Origin of the sequence: Streptomyces zingiberis (genome assembly GCF_012034935.1) — a bacterium.
Classification (GTDB): domain Bacteria; phylum Actinomycetota; class Actinomycetes; order Streptomycetales; family Streptomycetaceae; genus Streptomyces; species Streptomyces zingiberis.
This window is the reverse complement of sequence record NZ_JAATEN010000010.1, coordinates 99744-119175: the sequence shown is the minus strand read 5'-3', so window position 1 is coordinate 119175 and position 19432 is coordinate 99744. Positions and strand designations below refer to the sequence as shown.

General features: G+C 74.3%; 19 protein-coding genes. 6 read left to right on the top strand and 13 right to left on the bottom strand.

What is annotated here, in order from left to right; all coding sequences use genetic code 11:
- Positions 1–347: 347 nt before the first annotated feature.
- Positions 348–1094 (bottom strand): ribonuclease PH, encoded by a 747-nt coding sequence (gene rph / locus HCK00_RS15105; RefSeq protein ID WP_168102457.1) that lies wholly within the window; start codon positions 1092–1094, stop codon positions 348–350.
- Between the two features lie 692 nt (positions 1095–1786).
- Positions 1787–2020: a PTS sugar transporter subunit IIB gene (locus HCK00_RS15100; protein ID WP_168102456.1), complete on the bottom strand. Its 234-nt coding sequence runs from the start codon at positions 2018–2020 to the stop codon at positions 1787–1789.
- A 258-nt stretch (positions 2021–2278) separates the two neighbouring features.
- On the opposite strand from HCK00_RS15100, the gene HCK00_RS15095 reads away from it, so the two are divergent.
- The gene (locus HCK00_RS15095) at positions 2279–3550 is read left to right on the top strand and encodes a PTS transporter subunit EIIC (RefSeq protein WP_168102455.1); all 1272 of its coding nucleotides are present in this window, start codon (positions 2279–2281) and stop codon (positions 3548–3550) included.
- 383 nt (positions 3551–3933) lie between these two features.
- Positions 3934–5181, top strand: coding sequence for a PTS transporter subunit EIIC (locus HCK00_RS15090; RefSeq protein WP_168102454.1), 1248 nt, complete (start codon positions 3934–3936; stop codon positions 5179–5181).
- A gap of 286 nt (positions 5182–5467) precedes the next feature.
- Here HCK00_RS15090 and HCK00_RS15085 read toward each other — a convergent pair whose 3' ends face one another.
- Positions 5468–6220 carry an MBL fold metallo-hydrolase gene (locus HCK00_RS15085; protein WP_168102453.1) on the bottom strand — a complete coding sequence of 251 codons (753 nt, stop codon included), beginning with the start codon at positions 6218–6220 and terminating at the stop codon, positions 5468–5470.
- A gap of 498 nt (positions 6221–6718) precedes the next feature.
- Here HCK00_RS15085 and HCK00_RS15080 point away from each other — a divergent pair, with 498 nt between their 5' ends.
- Entirely contained in the window at positions 6719–7309 is a 591-nt protein-coding gene (locus HCK00_RS15080; protein WP_168102452.1) for a type II toxin-antitoxin system PemK/MazF family toxin, read from the top strand.
- Between the two features lie 70 nt (positions 7310–7379).
- On the opposite strand, the gene HCK00_RS15075 is transcribed toward HCK00_RS15080, so the two are convergent.
- The 6 genes from HCK00_RS15075 to clpS all read right to left on the bottom strand — a co-directional run bounded on the left by HCK00_RS15075 (position 7380) and on the right by clpS (position 10660).
- The gene (locus tag HCK00_RS15075) at positions 7380–8330 is read right to left on the bottom strand and encodes a PLP-dependent cysteine synthase family protein (protein ID WP_168102451.1); all 951 of its coding nucleotides are present in this window, start codon (positions 8328–8330) and stop codon (positions 7380–7382) included.
- Complete coding sequence (locus HCK00_RS15070; RefSeq protein WP_168102450.1) at positions 8330–8683, bottom strand: MoaD/ThiS family protein; 354 nt, start codon at positions 8681–8683, stop codon at positions 8330–8332. The genes HCK00_RS15075 and HCK00_RS15070 overlap by 1 nt, the downstream gene beginning before the upstream one ends.
- Positions 8684–8829: 146 nt before the next feature.
- Positions 8830–8931, bottom strand: a complete 102-nt coding sequence (locus HCK00_RS28500; RefSeq protein WP_311765333.1) for a putative leader peptide — start codon at positions 8929–8931, stop codon at positions 8830–8832.
- 91 nt (positions 8932–9022) lie between these two features.
- The gene (locus HCK00_RS15065; protein WP_168102449.1) at positions 9023–9448 is read right to left on the bottom strand and encodes a M67 family metallopeptidase; all 426 of its coding nucleotides are present in this window, start codon (positions 9446–9448) and stop codon (positions 9023–9025) included.
- Positions 9449–9692: 244 nt separating this feature from the next.
- Positions 9693–10349 (bottom strand): DUF2017 domain-containing protein, encoded by a 657-nt coding sequence (locus HCK00_RS15060; RefSeq protein WP_168102448.1) that lies wholly within the window; start codon positions 10347–10349, stop codon positions 9693–9695.
- On the bottom strand, positions 10349–10660 hold the full coding sequence (clpS, locus tag HCK00_RS15055) for an ATP-dependent Clp protease adapter ClpS (RefSeq protein ID WP_206320387.1): 312 nt from the start codon (positions 10658–10660) through the stop codon (positions 10349–10351). The genes HCK00_RS15060 and clpS overlap by 1 nt, the downstream gene beginning before the upstream one ends.
- A gap of 83 nt (positions 10661–10743) precedes the next feature.
- Between clpS and HCK00_RS15050 the strand changes: the two genes are divergently transcribed.
- Complete coding sequence (locus HCK00_RS15050) at positions 10744–12111, top strand: nicotinate phosphoribosyltransferase (protein WP_168102446.1); 1368 nt, start codon at positions 10744–10746, stop codon at positions 12109–12111.
- A 311-nt stretch (positions 12112–12422) separates the two neighbouring features.
- Positions 12423–13010 (top strand): isochorismatase family protein, encoded by a 588-nt coding sequence (locus HCK00_RS15045; RefSeq protein WP_168102445.1) that lies wholly within the window; start codon positions 12423–12425, stop codon positions 13008–13010.
- A gap of 123 nt (positions 13011–13133) precedes the next feature.
- Here HCK00_RS15045 and HCK00_RS15040 read toward each other — a convergent pair whose 3' ends face one another.
- A complete protein-coding gene (locus HCK00_RS15040) occupies positions 13134–13454 on the bottom strand; it encodes a hypothetical protein (protein WP_168102444.1) in 321 nt (106 codons plus the stop codon).
- 286 nt (positions 13455–13740) lie between these two features.
- On the bottom strand, positions 13741–16131 hold the full coding sequence (locus HCK00_RS15035; protein WP_168102443.1) for an immune inhibitor A domain-containing protein: 2391 nt from the start codon (positions 16129–16131) through the stop codon (positions 13741–13743).
- A gap of 469 nt (positions 16132–16600) precedes the next feature.
- Here HCK00_RS15035 and HCK00_RS15030 point away from each other — a divergent pair, with 469 nt between their 5' ends.
- The gene (locus tag HCK00_RS15030; protein WP_168102381.1) at positions 16601–16909 is read left to right on the top strand and encodes a hypothetical protein; all 309 of its coding nucleotides are present in this window, start codon (positions 16601–16603) and stop codon (positions 16907–16909) included.
- A gap of 269 nt (positions 16910–17178) precedes the next feature.
- Here HCK00_RS15030 and HCK00_RS15025 read toward each other — a convergent pair whose 3' ends face one another.
- Complete coding sequence (locus HCK00_RS15025) at positions 17179–18054, bottom strand: RDD family protein (protein ID WP_168102442.1); 876 nt, start codon at positions 18052–18054, stop codon at positions 17179–17181.
- 178 nt (positions 18055–18232) lie between these two features.
- Positions 18233–18760, bottom strand: coding sequence for an RDD family protein (locus HCK00_RS28495; RefSeq protein WP_311765332.1), 528 nt, complete (start codon positions 18758–18760; stop codon positions 18233–18235).
- Positions 18761–19432 lie beyond the last annotated feature (672 nt).

Below are 19432 nucleotides of genomic sequence, written 5' to 3'. Positions count from 1 at the left end.
GCCCGGAGCCCGGAGCCCACCCGGGCGGGCACCCGGTCCGGTGCCCCGGGGTCCGAGGTCCGGCGACTCGGGGGCCGGCGGCTCCGGCGTCCCGGGGGCCTGGGCCCCGGGCTCAACGACTCCGGCGCACCGCACCTGTCAGGGTCAACGGCTCCGGCGCCCCAGGTCCTCCCCGCCTCGGCGGCTCCGGCCCCGCGGGGCGGGCGGGGTCCCGGGTCCCGTGGGGTGGGCGGGGCTGCGGGTCCCGCGCCCGACGCGCCGTTCGAAGACGTGCCCCGGGCGGGGGCGGGCGTGGCCGGGCCCGCCGGGGCTCAGTGGTTCCCCGGGGTTCAGTGGTTCCCCGGGGCTCAGTGGCTCCGGTCGAGCGCGGCGCGCTGGGCGGCGGCGAGTTCGGTGCAGCCGCCGACCGCGAGGTCGAGCAGGCCGTCGAGTTCCTCGCGGGCGAAGGGCTCTCCCTCGGCCGTGCCCTGTACCTCCACGAAGCGGCCGTCGCCGGTGCAGACGACGTTCATGTCCGTCTCGGCGGTGACGTCCTCCTCGTAGCGCAGGTCGAGGAGGGGGACGCCGCCGACGATGCCGACGCTGACGGCCGCCACGGTTCCGGTGAGCGGCTTCCGGCCCGCCTTGACCAGCTTCTTCCCGCGGGCCCAGTCGAGCGCGTCGGCGAGGGCGACGTAGGCGCCGGTGATGGCGGCGGTGCGGGTGCCGCCGTCGGCCTGGAGAACGTCGCAGTCGAGGACGACGGTGTTCTCACCGAGCGCCTTGAAGTCGATGACGGCGCGCAGCGAACGGCCGATGAGGCGGGAGATCTCATGGGTCCGCCCGCCGATCTTGCCGCGGACGGCCTCGCGGTCGCCGCGGGTGTTGGTGGAGCGGGGCAGCATGGAGTACTCGGCGGTGACCCAGCCCTCGCCGCTGCCCTTGCGCCAGCGCGGCACGCCCTCGGTGAAGCTGGCGGTGCACAGCACGCGGGTGTCGCCGAAGGAGATGAGGACGGAGCCCTCGGCGTGCTTGCTCCAGCCCCGCTCGATCGTGACGGGGCGGAGTTGGCCGGGGGTGCGGCCGTCGATACGGACTCCATCGTTGGAAGGCATGGCCCGACCCTATCGGCTGGCACGGGGGCCTCTTCCGGTTCCGCCGGTGTTCCGTCGGTCCCGCCGGCGGCCGGGGGCGACCGGCGGTTCGGGGCCGCGGCCGGCCGGGGGCGGCGGGCTGCCGGCGCTCGCCTCTGCCGCCCTCGCACGAAGCCGCTCCGTACGCCGCCGTCCTCGCCTCCGCCACCCCGCACGACCCCGCTCCGTACGCCGTCGCCCCCGTCCTCCGCCACCCCGCACGACCCCGCTCCGTACGCCGCCGTCCTCGCCTCCGCCACCCCGCACGACAGCGCGCCCCGTACGGCGACGGACCGTACGGGGCGGCGGAGGGCGGGCGTTGCCGAGGGCTCCGTTCGGCGCGGGGAGGCGTGAGCGGAGCCCTCGGAGTTGAGGGGCGGGGCCAGCGGGAGGGGCCCCACCAGGGCGGACTGCGGGCGGGCGACGGGCGGACGGTGCCGGGGCGACCGGACGGGCCGGCGGGCCCGTGGCCGGTCCGCAGACCGGCCGGGCCGTCCTGCCCGGACCGCCCTGCCCCGTGGCCGGTGGTCCCGGGGCCCGCGGCCCCGCTACCCGCGGGGCGGGTGCCCGGGCCCGCGGCGGCGACGGGGTGGGAACAGCGGCCACGACCCGGCGGCGGGACCAGGAGCCCGGCCGTAGCACGGGCCCGGCCCGGCCCGGCGCGGCCCGGTCCGCTACATCATGTCTTCGATCTCAGCCGCGATCGGGTCCGCGTCCGTGCCGATGACGACCTGGATCGCGGTGCCCATCTTGACCACGCCGTGCGCGCCGGCGGCCTTGAGCGCGGCCTCGTCGACGAGGGAGGCGTCGGAGACCTCGGTGCGGAGCCGGGTGATGCAGCCCTCGACCTCTTCGATGTTGTCGAGCCCGCCGAGCCCGGCGACGATCTTCTCAGCCTTGCTGGCCATGTCCACTCCTGGTCTTCTCGGCACGCTGTGCACGGCGCCGCTCCGCCACGGTCGGCGGTTTCCCACACTGACGCACGTTTGGCCCAGCTTCGCGGGCACATATCCGCCACCTGGCGAAAGATGACGGGAACGGTACCGCGCCGGAACGGCGCGCGGCACCGTCATGCAGGCGACGACGCTGGTCTACACCAGTATGCCGCCTCCGCCGCCTCGCGGGAACGGGTCCGGCGGGCGGAGCGAGCGGACCGGGAGGACGGGATGGGCACGGAGGCCGCCACCGCCGGACCGCGACCGCACCGGCACGGGGCCTCCGGCCTCCTCCCGGGTCTGCAGAAGGTGGGCCGCAGCCTCCAACTGCCCATCGCGGTACTGCCGGCGGCGGGTCTGCTGGTGAGCCTGGGCCATCTGATCGAGGCGTACGGCGAGGGGGGTGTGGGGGGCCGGGCGGCGAAGGTGCTGCTGCTGGGCGGTACGGCGATCCTGGACGGGGCGTTCGGGCTGCCGCTGCTGTTCTGCATCGGTGTGGCGATCGGCTTCGCGCGGAAGGCGGACGGCTCGACGGCGCTGGCGGCCGTCGCCGGGTTCCTCGTCTACCACGGGGTGCTGGCGGCGTTCCCCGTGGCGGGGTCGGTCACGGACGAGGTGCCGGAGGGGGTGCCGCAGAACCCGGGGGTGCTGGGCGGCATCGCGATCGGGCTGCTGACGGCGGTGGTGTGGCAGCGCTACCACCGCACCACACTGGTCGACTGGCTGGGCTTCTTCAACGGCCGGCGGCTGGTGCCGATCCTCATGGCGTTTCTCTGCACGGTGCTGGGGGTCGGGTTCGGGCTGCTGTGGGAGCCGGTGGGGGCCGGGCTGACCTGGGCCGCGAGGCAGTTGATCAATATGGGGCCGTGGGGCGCGGGTGCCTTCGGGGTGGCGAACCGGCTGCTCATCCCGATCGGGATGCATCAGTTCCTGAACACCTTCTTCTGGTTCCAGGCCGGGGACTTCACCGATCCCGAGGGCACCTCGGTCCAGGGTGACCTCACCCGCTTCTTCGCCGGGGACGCGGCGGCGGGCCAGTTCATGTCCGGCTTCTTCCCGATCATGATGTTCGGGTTGCCGGCCGCCGCGCTGGCCATCGCGCACTGCGCCCGTCCCGAGCGGCGCAAGGCCGTCACGGGCATGATGGTCTCGGTCGGCCTGACCTCGTTCGTCACGGGGGTGACCGAGCCGATCGAGTTCTCGTTCCTCTTCGTCGCCCCCGTGCTCTACGGCGTGCACGCGCTGCTGACCGGCGCCTCCCTGGCGATCACCTGGGCGCTGGGGGTGCACGCCGGGTTCTCCTTCTCCGCCGGGCTGATCGACTATGTCGTCAACTGGCATCTGGCGGCCCGGCCCTGGCTGATCCTTCCGATCGGGCTCTGTTTCGCCGCGGTCTACTACGCGGTCTTCCGCTTCGCGATCGTCCGGTTCGATCTGCGGACCCCCGGGCGTGAGCCGCGGGACGTGGAGCGGGAGACGGAGCGGGACACCACGGCGCCCTGAGAACCGGGACGCGCGCCAGGTCGCGAAGCCTGTTCGTCCGGCCGGCAGGTACGGCCCGTCCGGCCCGTACCGTCCGTTCGTCCGGCCCTGCGTGCACGGCCGGTCCGGCCCTTCCGGCCGGTCCGCCGCCCCCTCCCCCGGCGGCAACCCCCGCATTTCAGGCCCCTGTTCGGCCTTCCGCCACCTCTCCGCGCACCCCCGGCTCCTCGGCGTGAACCGAGGGCTCCGGGGGTTTGCACAGTTGTGATGCCGGAGCTTCGGCCGGAGGGTTCCTCAGCGTTGCACCGCGTGGTACAAGAGGTCTAAACCACTCCGGCCCGACCGGGTGTGGCGTCCCGACGGGCCGGGGTCCCGGGTCCGCAGCCGCTCCGAAGAGGAACCCGATGAGTACGACGACCGAGAACACGGCCCCGGCCAAGAGGCGGGGCTCCGGATTCTTCCAGGGGCTGCAGAAGGTGGGCCGCAGCCTCCAGCTGCCCATCGCCGTGCTGCCCGCCGCCGGCATCCTGCTCCGGCTCGGCCAGACCGACGTGTTCGGCGCCGACGGCCTCGGGTGGGACAAGGTCGCCGCCGTCTTCGCCACGGCCGGCGGCGCCATCTTCGACAACATGCCACTGCTGTTCTGCATCGGCGTGGCGATCGGCTTCGCGCGGAAGTCCGACGGCTCCACCGCGCTCGCGGCCCTGGTCGGCTTCCTGGTCTACAAGAACGTCCTCACCGCGTTCCCCGTCAGCGAGGCGCAGGTCAAGGCGGGCGAGGACGTCGCGGCGGTCTATCACAACCCGGGCGTGCTGGGCGGCATCGTGATGGGTCTGCTCGCGGCCGTGTTCTGGCAGCGCTACCACCGCACCAAGCTGGTCGACTGGCTGGGCTTCTTCAACGGCCGCCGGCTGGTGCCGATCATCATGGCCTTCGTGGGCACCCTGGTGGGTGTGGTCTTCGGCCTGATATGGGGCCCGATCGGGGACGCGATCCACGCCTTCGGCGAGTGGATGACGGGGCTGGGCGCCCTCGGTGCCGGGCTCTTCGGCCTGATCAACCGCTCGCTGATCCCGGTCGGTATGCATCAGTTCGTGAACACCGTGGCCTGGTTCGAGATCGGCAGCTTCCAGGACGGCGGGGAGACCGTCACCGGCGACATCAACCGCTTCTTCGCGGGCGACCCGAGCGCCGGGCTGTTCATGACCGGGTTCTTCCCGATCATGATGTTCGGCCTGCCGGCCGCCGCGCTGGCCATCGCACACTGCGCCCGCCCCGAGCGGCGCAAGGCGGTGCTCGGCATGATGCTCTCGGTCGGCCTGACCTCGTTCGTCACCGGGATCACCGAGCCGATCGAGTTCGCCTTCCTCTTCATCGCCCCGCTGCTGTACGCGCTGCACGCGGTGCTGACCGCGATATCCATGGCGATCACCTGGGCGCTGGGCGCGCACCACGGCTTCACCTTCTCCGCGGGCCTGATCGACTACCTGCTCAACTGGCACCTGGCGACCAAGCCCTGGATCATCCTCCCGGTCGGCCTGCTCTTCGCGGTGGTCTACTACGCGGTCTTCCGCTTCGCCATCGTCAAGTTCGACCTGCCGACGCCGGGCCGCGAGCCCGAGGAGCAGGTCGAGGACGCCGCCAAGGCGTGAGGCGGCGGCCCGCTCCGCCGGACCGGACGCGGCGGGACGCCGCGGGACGCACGGCGGGTCACGGGGCGGGACGGTGCGGCCGGCCGACGGCGGCGGCCCTCGGTGGACGGCACGGGAGCCGGGGTGGTCCCGGGCGGCGATGGCCGCCCCGGGTCACCCCGGCTCCGTCGTCATGGCCCCGGCCGCTCCGGACGTGCCACCCGGGAGCGGCCGCCGCGAGCGTCCGGCGGACCGTGGTCTCCTTGCCCCCTGGCTCCTGGTCCCGCGGCCCCGCCGGGCCCGGGCATCACAGCTCGTAGACGGCGCCCGGACGGGCGAGTTCCACCGGCCCGTCATAGACCTCGTCCGCGTCCCGCAGGTTGACGGAGGCATCCGTCCACGGGGGGATGTGGGTCAGCACCAGGCGCCGCACCCGGGAGCGCTGCGCCTGCTCACCGGCCTGCCGGCCGTTGAGGTGGAGCTCAGGGAGGTCTTCCTTGCCGTGGGTGAAGGACGCCTCGCAGAGGAAGAGGTCGGCGCCGGCCGAGAGCTGGTCCAGGGCCGCGCAGGGGCCGGTGTCACCGGAGTAGGTGAGCGCCCGGCCGCCGTGCTCGACGCGGAAGCCGTACGCCTCGACCGGGTGGCAGACCTCCTCGGTGTGCACGGTGAAGGGGCCGATGGAGAAGGTGCCCGGCTTGAGGGTGCGGAAGTCGAAGACCTCGCTCATGGACTTCTCGCTCGGCACGTCGTCGTAGGCGGCGGAGAGCCGCTGCTCGGTCCCCTCGGGCCCGTAGACCGGGATGGGCGCGGGCCGGCCGCCCTCGTACCGGTAGTAGCGGGCGACGAAGTACGCGCACATGTCGATGCAGTGGTCCGCGTGGAGATGGCTGAGGATCACGGCGTCGAGGTCGTAGAGACCGCAGTGGCGCTGCAACTCGCCCAGGGCGCCGTTGCCCATGTCGAGGAGCAGCCGGAAGCCGTCGGCCTCGACGAGGTAGCTCGAACAGGCCGAGTCCGCGGAGGGAAACGACCCCGAGCAGCCGACGACGGTGAGCTTCATGGAGCGGGAACCTCCGAGCGCTTCGGTCCCCCGGCCGGTCGCGGGCGGGGGAGGATCCGGGGGCCGTACGGTTTGTCGAGAGTAAGGCGCCCGGGGGCCGGTCGCCCCTCCGTGGCGGGCCGTTGTGGGGGAACTCACCCGGTGCTTCACCGGTACGGGGGTGACTCCGGCGGAGGGTTCGGTTCCGCCTCCGCGTGGCGGAAAAACCTGTTCACGCGACGGGCGTGTACGGGGCCTCCGGCCGTTCCGGGGGCATCCGGCCGGGCACGGCACCGGCCGCCGCCACCGGACCGGGGACGGACACGGCGACACCCGGCGGCGGACACGGGCGACACCCGGCGGCAGACTCGGCGGCAGACTCGGCGGCAGACTCGGCGGCAGCGGGAACGATCAGAGCGGTACGACCGGCGCGGGGTGCCGCACCGGCGCAACCGGTCCGGCGGACCGCGCGGGCGGGACCGGCCGAACCGGCGAGAAGTGAGACGAGGGAGTCCGACGGTGAACACATGGGTCTGGGTGGCGGTGGCCGTGGTGGTGGTGCTGGCGCTGGTGGCGTCGGCGGCCGACGGGTGGGGCCGTGGCGCCCCGCCGCGCCGGCGCCGTCGTCCCGGCGGCCGGACGGGGGCGCGGCCCGGGGAGCGGGTCCGCCGGCCGGGCGGGGGCCGGGGACCCGCCGGGCGCCCGCCCCGGACCGGTCCGCGGCCGGGTGCGCGCGCCGGCGGCGGGACGGGCGTACGGGCTCCCGGACGGGCACGCGAGCGCGTCACCGAGGAGCTGCCCGCGCCCCGCGCGCGGGAGATCTGGTGGGCGGAGGTCCCCTTCGAGGACGGCCCGGGCTCCAAGGACCGCCCCTGCCTGGTGCTGTCCGTACGCGGCCGGTCGGCCCGGGTGGTGAAGATCACCAGCCGGGACGGGGTGGAACGGCCGGGCCGGCTGGAGCTCCCCGCCGGCTCGGTGGGCGACCGGCAGGAGCGGCGGAGCTACCTGGAGACGGACGAGCTGCGCGAGGTGCCGCTGGCGGAGTTCCGCCGCCGGGTCGGCGAGGTCGACCCGGCGGTGTGGCGCCAGGTCCGCCGGCTGACGCGCTGACCCCCGGGGAGGCGGCGGGCCGGCCGGCGGACGGATCGCCCGCCGGCCCCCGTCAGGCCCGGAAGCCGGGTCAGGCCCAGAGCTGGCCCTGGAGCGCGGCCACCGCCTCTTCCGTGGTGGCGGCGGTGTAGATGCCGGTGGAGAGGTACTTCCAGCCGCCGTCGGCGACGACGAAGACGATGTCGGCGGACTCCCCCTCGCGGACCGCGCGGCGGCCCACGCCCAGCGCGGCGTGGAGCGCGGCGCCGGAGGAGATCCCGGCGAAGATGCCCTCCTCGCTGAGGAGTTCCCGGGTGCGGACCACCGCGTCCTCGGAGCCGACGGAGTAGCGGGTGGTGAGCACCGACGCGTCGTAGAGCTCGGGGACGAACCCCTCGTCGAGGTTGCGCAGCCCGTAGACGAGGTCGTCGTAGCGCGGCTCGGCGGCGACGATCTTCACCCCGGGGCTCCGCTCGCGGAGGTAGCGGCCGGCGCCCATGAGCGTGCCGGTGGTGCCGAGCCCCGCGACGAAGTGGGTGACGGACGGCAGGTCCTCGTAGATCTCCGGGCCGGTGGTGGCGTAGTGGGCGCCGGTGTTGGCGGCGTTCCCGTACTGGTAGAGCATCACCCAGTCGGGGTTCTCCGCGGCGATCTCCTTGGCCACGCGGACCGCGGTGTTGGAGCCGCCCGCGGCCGGGGAGGAGATGATCTCGGCGCCCCACATGGCGAGGAGCTGCCGCCGCTCCTCGGAGGTGTTCTCGGGCATCACGCAGACGATGCGGTAGCCCTTGAGGCGGGCGGCCATCGCCAGGGAGATCCCGGTGTTGCCGGAGGTGGGCTCCAGGATGGTGCGGCCCGGGGTGAGCACCCCGTCCTTCTCGGCCTGTTCGATCATGTGGAGCGCCGGGCGGTCCTTGATCGAGCCGGTCGGGTTGCGGTCCTCCAGCTTCGCCCAGACGCGGACGTCCGCGGAGGGCGAGAGCCGCGGCAGGAGCACCAGGGGGGTGTGTCCTACCGCGGCGAGCGGGTTGTCGTACCGCATCAGCGCGTCCGCCGCGTGCTGCTCATCCCGTGCGTACCCCGCGTCCCAGAAGCACGGTGTGCCGGGCGCGCCGCCGCGGCCGAGCCGCCCGCGACGGCGGGGAGGATGGTGACGGTGTCGCCGTCGCTCAGCTTGGTGGAGATGCCGTCGAGGAAGCGGACGTCCTCGTCGTTCAGGTACACGTTGACGAACCGGCGCAGGCTGCCGCCGTCCACCAGGCGCTCGCGGATGCCGCCGTGGCGGGTCTCGAGGTCGGCGAAGAGCTCCTCGATGGTGGCCCCGCTGCCCTCGACGGTCTTCTCGCCGTCGGTGTAGGTGCGGAGGATGGTCGGGATGCGGACCTGGATGGCCATGGGCGAGGTGCTCCTGTCGGGGAGGGGTCGGAAGGCTGCGCGCGGCGGTACGGGTACGGGGCCGGTGCGGTCCCGGGGCCGTGCCACGGCCGGAACCGGGGCGGGGGCGGGGGCGGCGCCGGGGCGGTCCGGCGGCGCCCCGGCGTTCAGCGGGGACAGATCGCGCTGGCGAGGCGGCACAGATCGACGTGCAGCCGCGCCACGAGCAGAGGGCTCGGGGTCTTGTCGCTCACGCCGGGGTCAACCATGAGGGCATCGTAACGATTCCCCGTCCGCGTGCCGGATACATGTCTCGCAGATCGGACCCCACGGTGGACACCCGGGCGTTATGGGCGGATTTCAGTAGGCCGGGACGACCCGCACCTCCTCCTCCGTGATCACCCCGTCCACGATGCGGAACGAGCGGAACTGGAAGGGGCCTTCGCCGTTGCCGCACTCGGCGGTGGACACGAGGACGTAGTGGGCCCCGGGCTCGTTGGCGTAGCTCACGTCGGTGCGGGAGGGGTACGCCTCGGTCGCCGTGTGCGAGTGGTAGATGACCACGGGCTCCTCGTCGCGGTCGTCCATCTCCCGGTAGAGCTTGAACAGATCCGTCGAGTCGAACTCGTAGAAGGTCGGCGAGCGGGCCGCGTTCAGCATCGGGACGAAACGTTCCGGGCGGCCGGAGCCGGCCGGGCCCGCGACGACCCCGCACGCCTCGTCCGGATGGTCGGCGCGGGCGTGGGCCACGATCCGGTCGTGGAGGTCCTGGGTGATGGTCAGCATGGGGCCCAGGGTATGGGGGCCCGGGGACGGGCGGCACGGAGGTCCCACCGGGCGGGACGGCGGGCGGCGGGCCCGGGAGGAACGGCGGACGGGCGGCGGGCCCGGGAGGAACGGCGGGCGGACGGCGGACGGACGGCGCGCGCCCCGAGGCGCCGCCACTCGGCGGGCGGGCCCGCCGCCTCGGCACCCGGTTCGCGCCGGACCGCCCCCGATCCGCCCGCGCCGTCTCCGGCCCGGTCGGCCCTCAGCCGGCCAGTGTCTCGATCAGCGACTCCTGAAGGCCGCCGAGCCACAGGTAGGCCATCACCATCGGCTTGCGGGGGTCGGAGTCCGGCAGCCGGTACAGCTCGTCCTCGTCCTCGGTGACCTCCAGCCGGGCGCCGATGGTCAGCCGCAGGTCGTTGAGGGTGCCGAGCCACCGCCGGGACTGTTCCGGGGTGAGGCTGAGCAGCGCCTCGCCGTCCGGGGAACCGCCGCGGGCGGCCGGACCGGCAGCCACCTCCGGGGCGTCCGGTCCGCCCAGGTCGTCCAGGGCGTCCAGCGAACGGATGACGGCGAGGGCGTCCTCCCGCTTGCGGGTCCGCAGGTCGTTCTCGGTGTAGCGGCGGAACTCGGCGGAGAGGGCGCGGGCCTCGCGCTCCTTCGCGCCGCCGGGGTCGGCCCGGCGCCCCGGATCGCCGTAGGCGTCGGGGAAGAGCCGGGCGAGGGCCGTGTCGGACGGGGGTTCGCTGGGGCCGTCGGTGAAGAGCGCGGCCAGCGGGTCCTCCCCGTCGGCGGGCGCGGTGCCGGGGCCGATCAGCTCCGTCAACTGCACGGCGAGGCTGCGCAGGATGGAGATCTCCACACCGTCCAGCGCCGCGGCGGCCCCGCCGCCGGGCACGCTCTCGAAACGCCCGGCCATCAGCGGTCCTGACTCAGGGTGGCCCACAGTCCGTAGCCGTGCATGGCCTGGACGTCGCGTTCCATCTCCTCGCGGCTGCCGCTGGAGACCACGGCGCGGCCCTTGTGGTGCACGTCGAGCATCAGCTTGCCGGCCTTGTCCTTCGAGTAGCCGAAGTACGCACGGAAGACGTAGGTCACATAACTCATCAGGTTGACCGGGTCGTTGTGCACGATCGTCACCCACGGGACATCGGGCGCGGACGCCTCCGCGGGCGCACCGCCGGTCTCCGTCTGCTCGATCTCGATGGGGGCGACACTCACAGGCTCCATGCTGCCATCACGTGGCGTACATCGCACAAATGGGCCCCGGATAGAAATCGTCAAGTTGACGAAATGGGGTTAGCATCGCTGTCATGAACTCAGCGGACGCGGGACTGCCGGTCCGAGTGCCGTCCACGGCGCTCTTCACCGACCACTACGAGCTGACCATGGTGCAGGCCGCCCTGCGCGCCGGTACCGCCGAACGGCGTTCGGTCTTCGAGGTCTTCACCCGCCGCCTGCCCGCGGGCCGCCGTTTCGGCGTGGTCGCGGGCACCGGGCGGGTCCTCGACGCCGTCGAGAACTTCCGCTTCGACCCGGACGTGCTCGCATATCTGCGGGAGCACCGGGTGGTCGACGAGCCCACCCTGGCCTGGCTCGCGGACTACCGCTTCCGCGGGGACATCGGCGGCTACCGGGAGGGCGACGTCTACTTCCCCGGTTCGCCCGTGCTGCGGGTGGAGGGCGGCTTCGCGGAGGCGGTGCTGCTGGAGACGGTGATCCTCTCCATCCTCAACCACGACTCCGCCGTGGCCGCCGCCGCGTCCCGGATGTCCCTGGCCGCCGGCGACCGCCCGCTGGTGGAGATGGGCGCCCGGCGCACCCACGAACTGGCGGCCGTGGCCGCCTCCCGCGCCGCGTATGTCGGCGGCTTCTCCGCGACCTCGGACCTGGCGGCCGGTTTCCGCTACGCCATCCCCACCGTGGGCACCAGCGCGCACTCCTTCACCCTGCTGCACGACACGGAGCGGGACGCCTTCACCGCACAGGTGGACTCCCTGGGCCGGGGCACGACCCTGCTCGTGGACACCTACGACGTCGCCGAGGCCGTGCGGCTGGCCGTGGAGGTCGCCGGGCCGGGACTCGGCGCCGTCCGCATCGACTCCGGCGATCTGCTCCTGGTGGCGCACCGGGTGCGGGCGCAACTGGACGAACTGGGCGCGCGGGACACGAAGATAGTCGTCACCAGCGACCTGGACGAGTACGCCATCGCCTCGCTGGCGGCGGCCCCGGTGGACACCTACGGGGTGGGCACCCGGCTGGTCACCGGCAGTGGCCACCCCACGGCGTCCATGGTCTACAAGCTGGTGGCGCGGGCCGCTTCGGGGGACCCGGGCGCCCCGCTGGTGCCGGTGGCGAAGAAGTCGCTGGGCGGGAAGTCCTCGGTCGGCGGCCGGAAGTGGGCCGCCCGGCGGTACGGCCCGGACGGGGTGGCGGAGGCGGAGATCGTCGGCACCGGCCCGTTCGGCGGCGGGCCCGCGGAGGCCGCCGGAGGGGCCGGCACCGAGCCGCTCCAGGTGGAGCTGGTGCGCGCCGGCGAGGTGGTGGCCCGGGAGCCGCTGGAGGCCGTCCGCGACCGGCACCTTGCCGTCCGGTCCCGGCTGCCGCTCTCCGCGATGCAGCTCAGCGACGGGGAGCCGGTGCTGCCGACGGAGACGCCGCACGGGGGCGGGCCGGAGTGAACCGGGCGCGCCCGCCGGAGCCGCCCCGGGGCGCCACGTGTAGCGCCGGGGCGGTGCGGGTACGGCGGTAGTGCTCCGGGTCGCCACCACCCCCGCCCCGCGAGGCCACCGCTCCGCCCACCCCGCGCGCGGCAGCGAGGACGCTGCCGGCCACCCCCGCCACCGCTGCGGGCCGTACCCGGCCCCGCCGCGCCACGGGCGGCCCACCGCCCCGCCGGCGGACCCGCCCGTCCCTTACCCTGGGTTACGGGAACGTGTCCCACGCCGAGGGGAGCCGTCCCCACCGCTCGATCAGCCGAAGGGCCCGCACCATGCACCGTGCACTGATAGTCGTCGACGTACAGAACGACTTCTGCGAGGGCGGGTCCCTCGCGGTCGCGGGCGGCGCCGACGTGGCCGCCGCGATCACCGATCTGGTGGCCGAGTCGACGGCCGGTTACCGCCACGTCGTGGCCACCCGCGATCACCACATCGACCCCGGGGACCACTTCTCCGACCACCCGGACTACGTGCGCTCCTGGCCGCCGCACTGCGTCGCGGGCACCGAGGGGAACAGCTTCCACCCCAACTTCGCCCCCGCCATTGCCTCGGGCGCCATCGACACCGTCTTCGACAAGGGCGCGTACACGGCCGCCTACAGCGGCTTCGAGGGCGCCGACGAGAACGGCACCGGGCTCGCCGACTGGCTGCGGGAGCGGGAGATCACCGAGGTGGACGTGGTGGGCATCGCCACCGACCACTGCGTACGGGCCACGGCGCTGGACGCCGCCCGGGCCGGTTTCCGCACCCGGGTCCTGCTGGACCTGACCGCCGGGGTGGCCCCGGAGACCACCGAGCGGGCGCTGGAGGAGCTGCGCGCCGGGGGCGTGGCGCTGACCGGCAAGCCGGTCGTCGGCTGATCCCTCCGCCGGGCGGGGCCGGTGCGGCCCTGTCGCGGTGCGGCCCCGTCCGGGCCCGTGCGGGCGCGTCCCGTTCCGTGCCGGTTCCGTGCAGCCGTGCGGTTCCGTGCGGCCGCGGCGCCCTCAGACGGCCGGCCGGAACAGGCTCCCGATGGGGTGCCACAGCTCCGTCGCCCCGTCGGGGACGGAGACGGAGCGCCAGACCACGCCGTCGGGGTGGTGCAGCACGGCCGTGACCTCGTCCGGCGTGGGCGGCTCGGCGTTGCCCCGCAGGACCGCTCGGAGCCCGAAGTTCCGCAGCCGGGTCAGGGCCCGCGGCCGGTTCGCCGCGTGGACCAGCACCCGGACCCGCGAGCCGGCCCCCGCCTCCGCACTGGGCCGGGGCAGGGAGACGGCGACCACGACGCTCCCGCCCGGCAGCCTGGTGAATCCTCCGCCGCCCATGTCCGTCCCTCCCTTCGCCCGCCACCGCGGGTGCCACGGCCGGCGGGCCGCCTTCCCGGCGGGGCCGCCGGCGCCGTCCGTCACCGCCGTCGGCTTCTCGGTGACCGGCGCCGCGCGGCGGTGGTCACCGCCACCGGCCACCGGCACCCCGCATCCGGCATCCGGCATCCGGCATCCGGCATCCGGCACTGTCAATAACGTGTTCGCCTTCGCATCCTAGACGGCAAACGGCCGCCGCCCTGCGAGGGCGACGGCCGTTACCGCTTTGACCTGCTGTTTTACCGGCTCACTTGGTCGAGGGGCCGACCTTGAGGATCATCTGGGAGCCGTTCGGGGCCTCCTTGAGGATCTGGATCCTGGTGTTGGTGTCAGGAACCTTCACCCCGCCGGTGGGGTTGGACTCGTACCAGTACGTCCCCTTCCGGTCGTCGAAGACCGGGACGCCCTTCTTCGCCTTCACCTTCGCCGGGACCCCGGCCTTGTGGAGGGTGAAGCCGTCGGTGCGGTAGTGGCTGAACGGCGAGTCGTACGCCTGGATGCGGTTGCGCATCAGGCTGCCGTCGGCCCACCGCTCGGGGGCCGCGTGCGCGTCCACGGGGAGGATCAGGCCCTCGCCCGGGTGCTCGCCCACGTTGTTGTCGTGCTGTGAGGTGTCCCACAACCAGACCATCAGGCCGTTCTGGTACGGGAAGTGCTCCACCCAGTCCGGGCGGTCGGTGAACCCGAAGTTGTACGGGCCGGTGCGCAGCGTCCGGTCGTAGGAGACGTACTGCCGGTTCTCCGCGAGGTAGAACTGCGGGTAACTCTCGGTGAAGGTCTCCCCGACGCGGCGGAAGCCGGCGGCCGTCCAGCCGTTGTCGCCGTCCTCGGCACCGTCCGTGAAGAGCGCCTCGCCGTCGGCGACGACGGAGATCGCGTCGGCCGCGAAGCCCTTCATCGCCAGGCCGCCGTCGGTCTGGTAGCGGAAACGGAGGTCGATCTTCTGGCCGGCGTAGGCGTCCAGCGGGAAGACCAGGTCCTGGTACGTGCCGGAGGCGCCGTGCAGAGCCGGCTTGTCACCGCCGTCGCGCGGAATGGCCTTGCCGTTCGCCGTGCCGTCGACCGGGGTCCAGGTGGCGCCGCCGTCGGCGGACACCTCGGTGTAGAGGTAGTCGTAGTCCGGCTCGATGTCCCACCAGCCCTTGAGGCGCAGCTCGGCGGCGGCCTTGCCGGTCAGGTCCACCGGCCGGGACAGGGTGTTCTTGAGGTCGTCACCCATGTCGCTCCACCACTGCGCGGCTCCCGCGGCGGGCGCCACCACGGTGGTGGTCTTCTCCTTCTCCGGCAGTTCGACCACGAGGGCCTGCGCGTCGGAGGTGTTGTACTCGGCGACGCCCAGCTTGTGCCGGGAGGACGTGGCGGCCTCGGCCGTCTCGTAGTTCAGCCAGCCGAGCTGGAGCTTGTCCCAGGCCGTCATGTCGCCCGGCATGTCGCCGATGGCCCCCTCGCCCTCGCCCAGCCAGGAGCCGGAAGACATCAGGGACCAGAACGCGACGGAGGACTCACCGGTGCCGGAGGTGTCGTAGAGGTCCGGCAGGCCGAGGTCGTGGCCGTACTCGTGGGCGAAGACGCCGAGACCGCCGTTCTCCGGCTGCACGGTGTAGTCGCCGACCCAGATGCCCGTGTCGCCGATCTCGGTGCCGCCGGCCTTGTTGGCGTCCGGCCCGGTCCGGCCGGCGTCGACACCGTAGGCGTACCAGCGGTGCGCCCAGATGGCGTCGCCGCCCTGGGCGCCGCCGCCGGCGGACTCGTCCTCGCCGGCGTGGACGAACTGGAAGTGGTCGATGTAGCCGTCGGGCTCGTTGAAGTCGCCGTCGCCGTCGTGGTCGTAACGGTCCCACTGGTCGTACTCGGCGAGCCGCTCGCGGATCTCCTCGGTGCTCAGCCCGGCGGCCTTCTGGTCCTCGACCCACGCATTGACGCCGTCACGCACCGCGTCCCAGACGTTGGCGCAATTGCTGGAGCCGCAGTAGTTCGAGCCGTAACGGGCCTCGTTCCACTCGACCTTCACCCAGTCCGAGACGGTGCCGTCGACCGAGTAGCGGCCGGAGGACTGCTTCTCGTAGTACTTCTTGAGGGATTCCTTGCCCTCGCCCTCGCCGAAGTACAGGTCCTGGTAGTGCCCCTGGTCGAAGTCGGCCTGCCACTCGGTGCTGTTGTCCTTCGAGCGGTCCGGCTCGGCTATCTCGTTGTGGCGCGGGCCGGGCGTGCCGCCGTACTTGACGACCGGCTCCTGCGGTCCGTCGGGGCCGTCCGGGTCGAACATGGTCGTGTCGTCGACCTTGTCGCCGAACTCGACCAGGATGGTGAAGATCTTGTCCGTCTTCTCCCGGCCCAGCTCGACGTACTTGCCGCGGTCGAGCTTGACGACCTGCGAGGCGCCGCGCTTCTCGGCCTTCGCCTCGCCGGACAGCACCCGCTGGAGGGCGGTCGAGCGGGCGGCCTCCTGCTGCTTGGAGAAGGGGCCGTCGAGGTCGTGCTCGACGTGGGTCTTGTCGGGGGCCGGGTCGCGGCGCTCCACCGCGCCGGACCGGCCGTCGTCCGCCTCGGCCGCGACGGCGGGCAGGGCGGTCGCCCCCAGGGCGGCGACCACGGTTGCCACGGCCGCGACGCGGGCGGCTCTGCGATGGGTTCTCACTTGGCGCTGTCCTCCCGGGGGTTACCCGATGCTGCCGATGTCCGAGGCATTGCATCCGACCTGGCGGAGAAAAGACAGACCTTGACTTGAACACGCCACAGGTGTACGTCTCTCGATCATGCAAGATCGGTAATCGGACAGTCGGCCCCTCCGGACCGGCCACCCCTTTCGCGGCTCTCGCCCCGCTTCCAGCCTTCCGCCCGATTCGCTCGAACAGGCGCACCCATCTCAGGAACTGGGACGGGCGGTGACTCCGTGCGCCCCCCGTGCACCGGCCCCGGCACCCGTCCTGGCTTGCGGAGTTTTCGCCAGGGCAGAGAGCACCGTAGAGTCATGAAACGGCGCGAACGCTGCGTTTCCCCCGCGGCGCCGACGGGGCACGGCCCTCCCCCCATGCCGGCCCCCGACCGTCCCGGGGAGGCGCGACGACTCGACAACTCCCCCGAGACTTCCGAGGACGGATATCGCCATGCCGCGTCCGACTGCCGCACAGTTCGCCTCCGGTTCGGCCACCGTCGTCTGCACGACGCTGCTGATGCTGGTTCTCTCCGAGACCCGCTCCGTGGTCGGCATCGCCTCCATCGCCCTCGCCGGGCTGGCCCTCGGCCTGTTCGTCGCCGTGACGGTGCCGCTGTCCGGCGCCTCGCGCGCGGCGGCCGGGCCGTCGCGTACCACCCGCTCGTCCGCCGTGCCCGCGGCGGCGCTCCCCGCGCAGGGGGCCGCCGGGCGCGCGGAGCGGCAGCGGGCCGGTGCCGGCGCGCACTCGGCCCACGGCTGACACACCGTCGCCGTACCGCAGCGGCGGGAGGGGCCACCGGCGCCCGGTGGCCCCTCCCGCCGCTGCGCCGTCCGGGCCCACCGTTCTACGGCAGCCGTGATTCCGGCCTGATTCCGGCCTGATTCCGCCATGGCTCCGCAGTGTCTCCGCTGTGGCTCCGCCTGCCGTGGGCCCCTCGTGCCGGGCGTCCGGGCCCGTGTCCGTGCCGGTGGGGCGGGCCGGCCGGTGGGCAGGGCCCGGCGGGGCGTCCGGCCGGTGGCTCGGCGCGGTCAGCGCACGGGGCGGTCCACGGCCACCACCACCGTCTTCGCCGCCTTGTCGTGCAGACACTGCCGCCAGGGCTGGTCCCAGGTGCAGAAGCCCACGTTGAGCAGCCAGAAGAAGAAGCCGAAGCAGGGCACCACCTGCGGCAGTGAGTACACCGCCGCGCGGGCCCAGCCCGGGCCGCCCGCCGGGACCGCCCCGCCCGCCAGCATCGCGACCCGCACCCGCAGCAGCATCTTGCCGACCGTCTGGCCGTAGCGGCTCAGCATCGCCCCTTCGTAGACGAAGTAGACGGCGACGATCGCGAGTTGGGACGCCGCCCAGGCGGCGTTCCCCGCCCCGCCGGACGCGGCGCCCGAGGAGTCGACGTCGTAGTCGTAGCGGAACCCCGTGGCCAGGCCGCCGGCCAGCAGCCCGACGGGGACGCCGATCAGCAGGGCGTCGATGATCCGGGCCAGCAGCCGGCGCCCGCGGTTGGCCAGCGGCGGGTTCCCGGGGAACGGCGCCCGGCCGAGGGCCGCTCCGTAGGGCTCTCCGTACGGCGCTCCGTAGGGGCCGCCGGGCGGGGCTCCGTAGCCGCCGGCGGGCGGGGCCCCGTAGCCCCCGGCGGGTGGGGCGCCGTAGCCGCCGGGCGGTGGCGGGCCCGGAGGGCCTCCGGGTTCACCCGGCGCGGGCTCCCCGGGCGGCGGCCCACCGGGAGGATGGCCGCCGGAAGGGCCGCCACCGGGCCCGTAGGGACCGCCGCCGGGGACGGCGCTGCCCGGGCCGCCCCCCGCGGAGGGGTGGTCCCGCGCCTGGTCACCGCCCTCCGGCGGGGGCGGGCGGAAGGGGTCGCGCTCCGGCGGCTCGCCGGACGGTGACTCCGGCCGATCACTGCTCATGCCCGTCAGTCGACCGCGCGGACCGGCGGCGCGCAGCCCGGGGCGGGCTGTCCGGGGGAGGCCGGGGCAACCCGCCCCGACCCGGGCGGCAGGCGCCGCTCCGGTCCCGGCTCCGTGGCTCGCCGTTCCATGACCCGGGGGCTGGGGAGCGTCGACCTGCGGCGGGTCCCGGGGCAGCTCAGGTGTCGGCGGCGACGAAGGTCCGCGCGGCCTTGTCGTGCCAGCACTGCCGCCACGGCCGGTCGAAGAGACACCAGGCCACGTTGACGACGCCGATCACCAGGAGCCCCAGCACGGTCCGGACCAGCCAGCGGCGGAAGGACTCGGCCAGGCTCGGGGTGTCGTGCGACTCGATGCCGCGGACGTGCACCCCGCAGAGCCGCTTGCCCAGCGTCCGGCCCCAGCGCGCGACGGGCAGCACCTCGTAGACGAGGCCCACGGCGAACAGCGCCGCGAGGAACATCCCGAGGTAGCCGCCGGTGGTGGTGTCGAGGAGCCAGACCGTGACCGTCTCGCCGGTGAGTTCGGCCTGCTCGATCTTGGCGCCGATGTGGTCGGCGGTCCGCACCCCGAGCGGCACGGCTGCGGCCGCGAGCAGCAGTCCCAGCACGGCCATGTCGATCAGGCGGGCGGCGAGGCGGCGCCCGAGACCGGCGGGCCGGGCCGCCGCCTGGTCCCGGGCGGCCCGCAGGAACGGGTCGTCCACCGGCGGGCGCCAGGGCGTCACCGGACCGGACGGACCGGCCGGGGCGGACGGACCGGACCGGCCGCCCTGGTCGGACCGGGCCAGTCGCTGCACCTGCTGCGGCCAGGAGGCCGCCGCCCGCTCCCCGGCAGGCTCCGGACGGGCCGGACCGGGGGCAGGGAGCGCCGGGGCGGGTGCCGGTCCCGGGGGCAGGGACGGAACCGCGTCGCGAGGCGGTCCGGGGAGTGCGGCCGGGGCCCCCGCGGCCGGTGCGGCGGCGGCCGGGCCGTGGGGAACGGCGGCCGGCCCGGCGCCGGGCGCCCGGGCCGGTCCCTGCGCGGGCGGCGTGCCCGGCGCCGGCGCACCGGCGGGACCGGCGAGGCCGGCGGGGTGGGGCGCCGGTCGCTGCGGGCCCGGGGCGCTGCCGCCGGGCGTGGGACCGCCCGGGGTCCGGACGGGCAGGCCACTGGGGATGCCCGCGGCCGGCGCGGTGGAGGGCTCCGCGGGGGCCGCCGCGGGAGGTGCCGTCACCGGTCCGGACGGGGCGGGCGCGCCGGTCTCCGGCGCGCCGCCGGGAGCGGCGGGGTGCCCGGGCCACTCGGCGTGCCCGGCCTCTCCGGCCTGGCCGGTGTGCCCGGATCCTGCGGGCTGCCCAGGGGGCGCGGGCTCTCCGGGACGCCCGGCGGCGTCCGG

Coding starts and splice junctions, on each gene's coding strand:
- rph (WP_168102457.1), bottom strand. CDS start 1,094: ATGCCTTCCAACGATGGAGTCCGTATCGACGGCCGCACCCCCGGCCAA.
- HCK00_RS15100 (WP_168102456.1), bottom strand. CDS start 2,020: ATGGCCAGCAAGGCTGAGAAGATCGTCGCCGGGCTCGGCGGGCTCGAC.
- HCK00_RS15095 (WP_168102455.1), top strand. CDS start 2,279: ATGGGCACGGAGGCCGCCACCGCCGGACCGCGACCGCACCGGCACGGG.
- HCK00_RS15090 (WP_168102454.1), top strand. CDS start 3,934: ATGAGTACGACGACCGAGAACACGGCCCCGGCCAAGAGGCGGGGCTCC.
- HCK00_RS15085 (WP_168102453.1), bottom strand. CDS start 6,220: ATGAAGCTCACCGTCGTCGGCTGCTCGGGGTCGTTTCCCTCCGCGGAC.
- HCK00_RS15075 (WP_168102451.1), bottom strand. CDS start 8,330: ATGCGGTACGACAACCCGCTCGCCGCGGTAGGACACACCCCCCTGGTG.
- HCK00_RS15070 (WP_168102450.1), bottom strand. CDS start 8,683: ATGGCCATCCAGGTCCGCATCCCGACCATCCTCCGCACCTACACCGAC.
- HCK00_RS28500 (WP_311765333.1), bottom strand. CDS start 8,931: ATGGTTGACCCCGGCGTGAGCGACAAGACCCCGAGCCCTCTGCTCGTG.
- HCK00_RS15065 (WP_168102449.1), bottom strand. CDS start 9,448: ATGCTGACCATCACCCAGGACCTCCACGACCGGATCGTGGCCCACGCC.
- HCK00_RS15060 (WP_168102448.1), bottom strand. CDS start 10,349: ATGGCCGGGCGTTTCGAGAGCGTGCCCGGCGGCGGGGCCGCCGCGGCG.
- clpS (WP_206320387.1), bottom strand. CDS start 10,660: ATGGAGCCTGTGAGTGTCGCCCCCATCGAGATCGAGCAGACGGAGACC.
- HCK00_RS15050 (WP_168102446.1), top strand. CDS start 10,744: ATGAACTCAGCGGACGCGGGACTGCCGGTCCGAGTGCCGTCCACGGCG.
- HCK00_RS15045 (WP_168102445.1), top strand. CDS start 12,423: ATGCACCGTGCACTGATAGTCGTCGACGTACAGAACGACTTCTGCGAG.
- HCK00_RS15040 (WP_168102444.1), bottom strand. CDS start 13,454: ATGGGCGGCGGAGGATTCACCAGGCTGCCGGGCGGGAGCGTCGTGGTC.
- HCK00_RS15030 (WP_168102381.1), top strand. CDS start 16,601: ATGCCGCGTCCGACTGCCGCACAGTTCGCCTCCGGTTCGGCCACCGTC.
- HCK00_RS15025 (WP_168102442.1), bottom strand. CDS start 18,054: ATGAGCAGTGATCGGCCGGAGTCACCGTCCGGCGAGCCGCCGGAGCGC.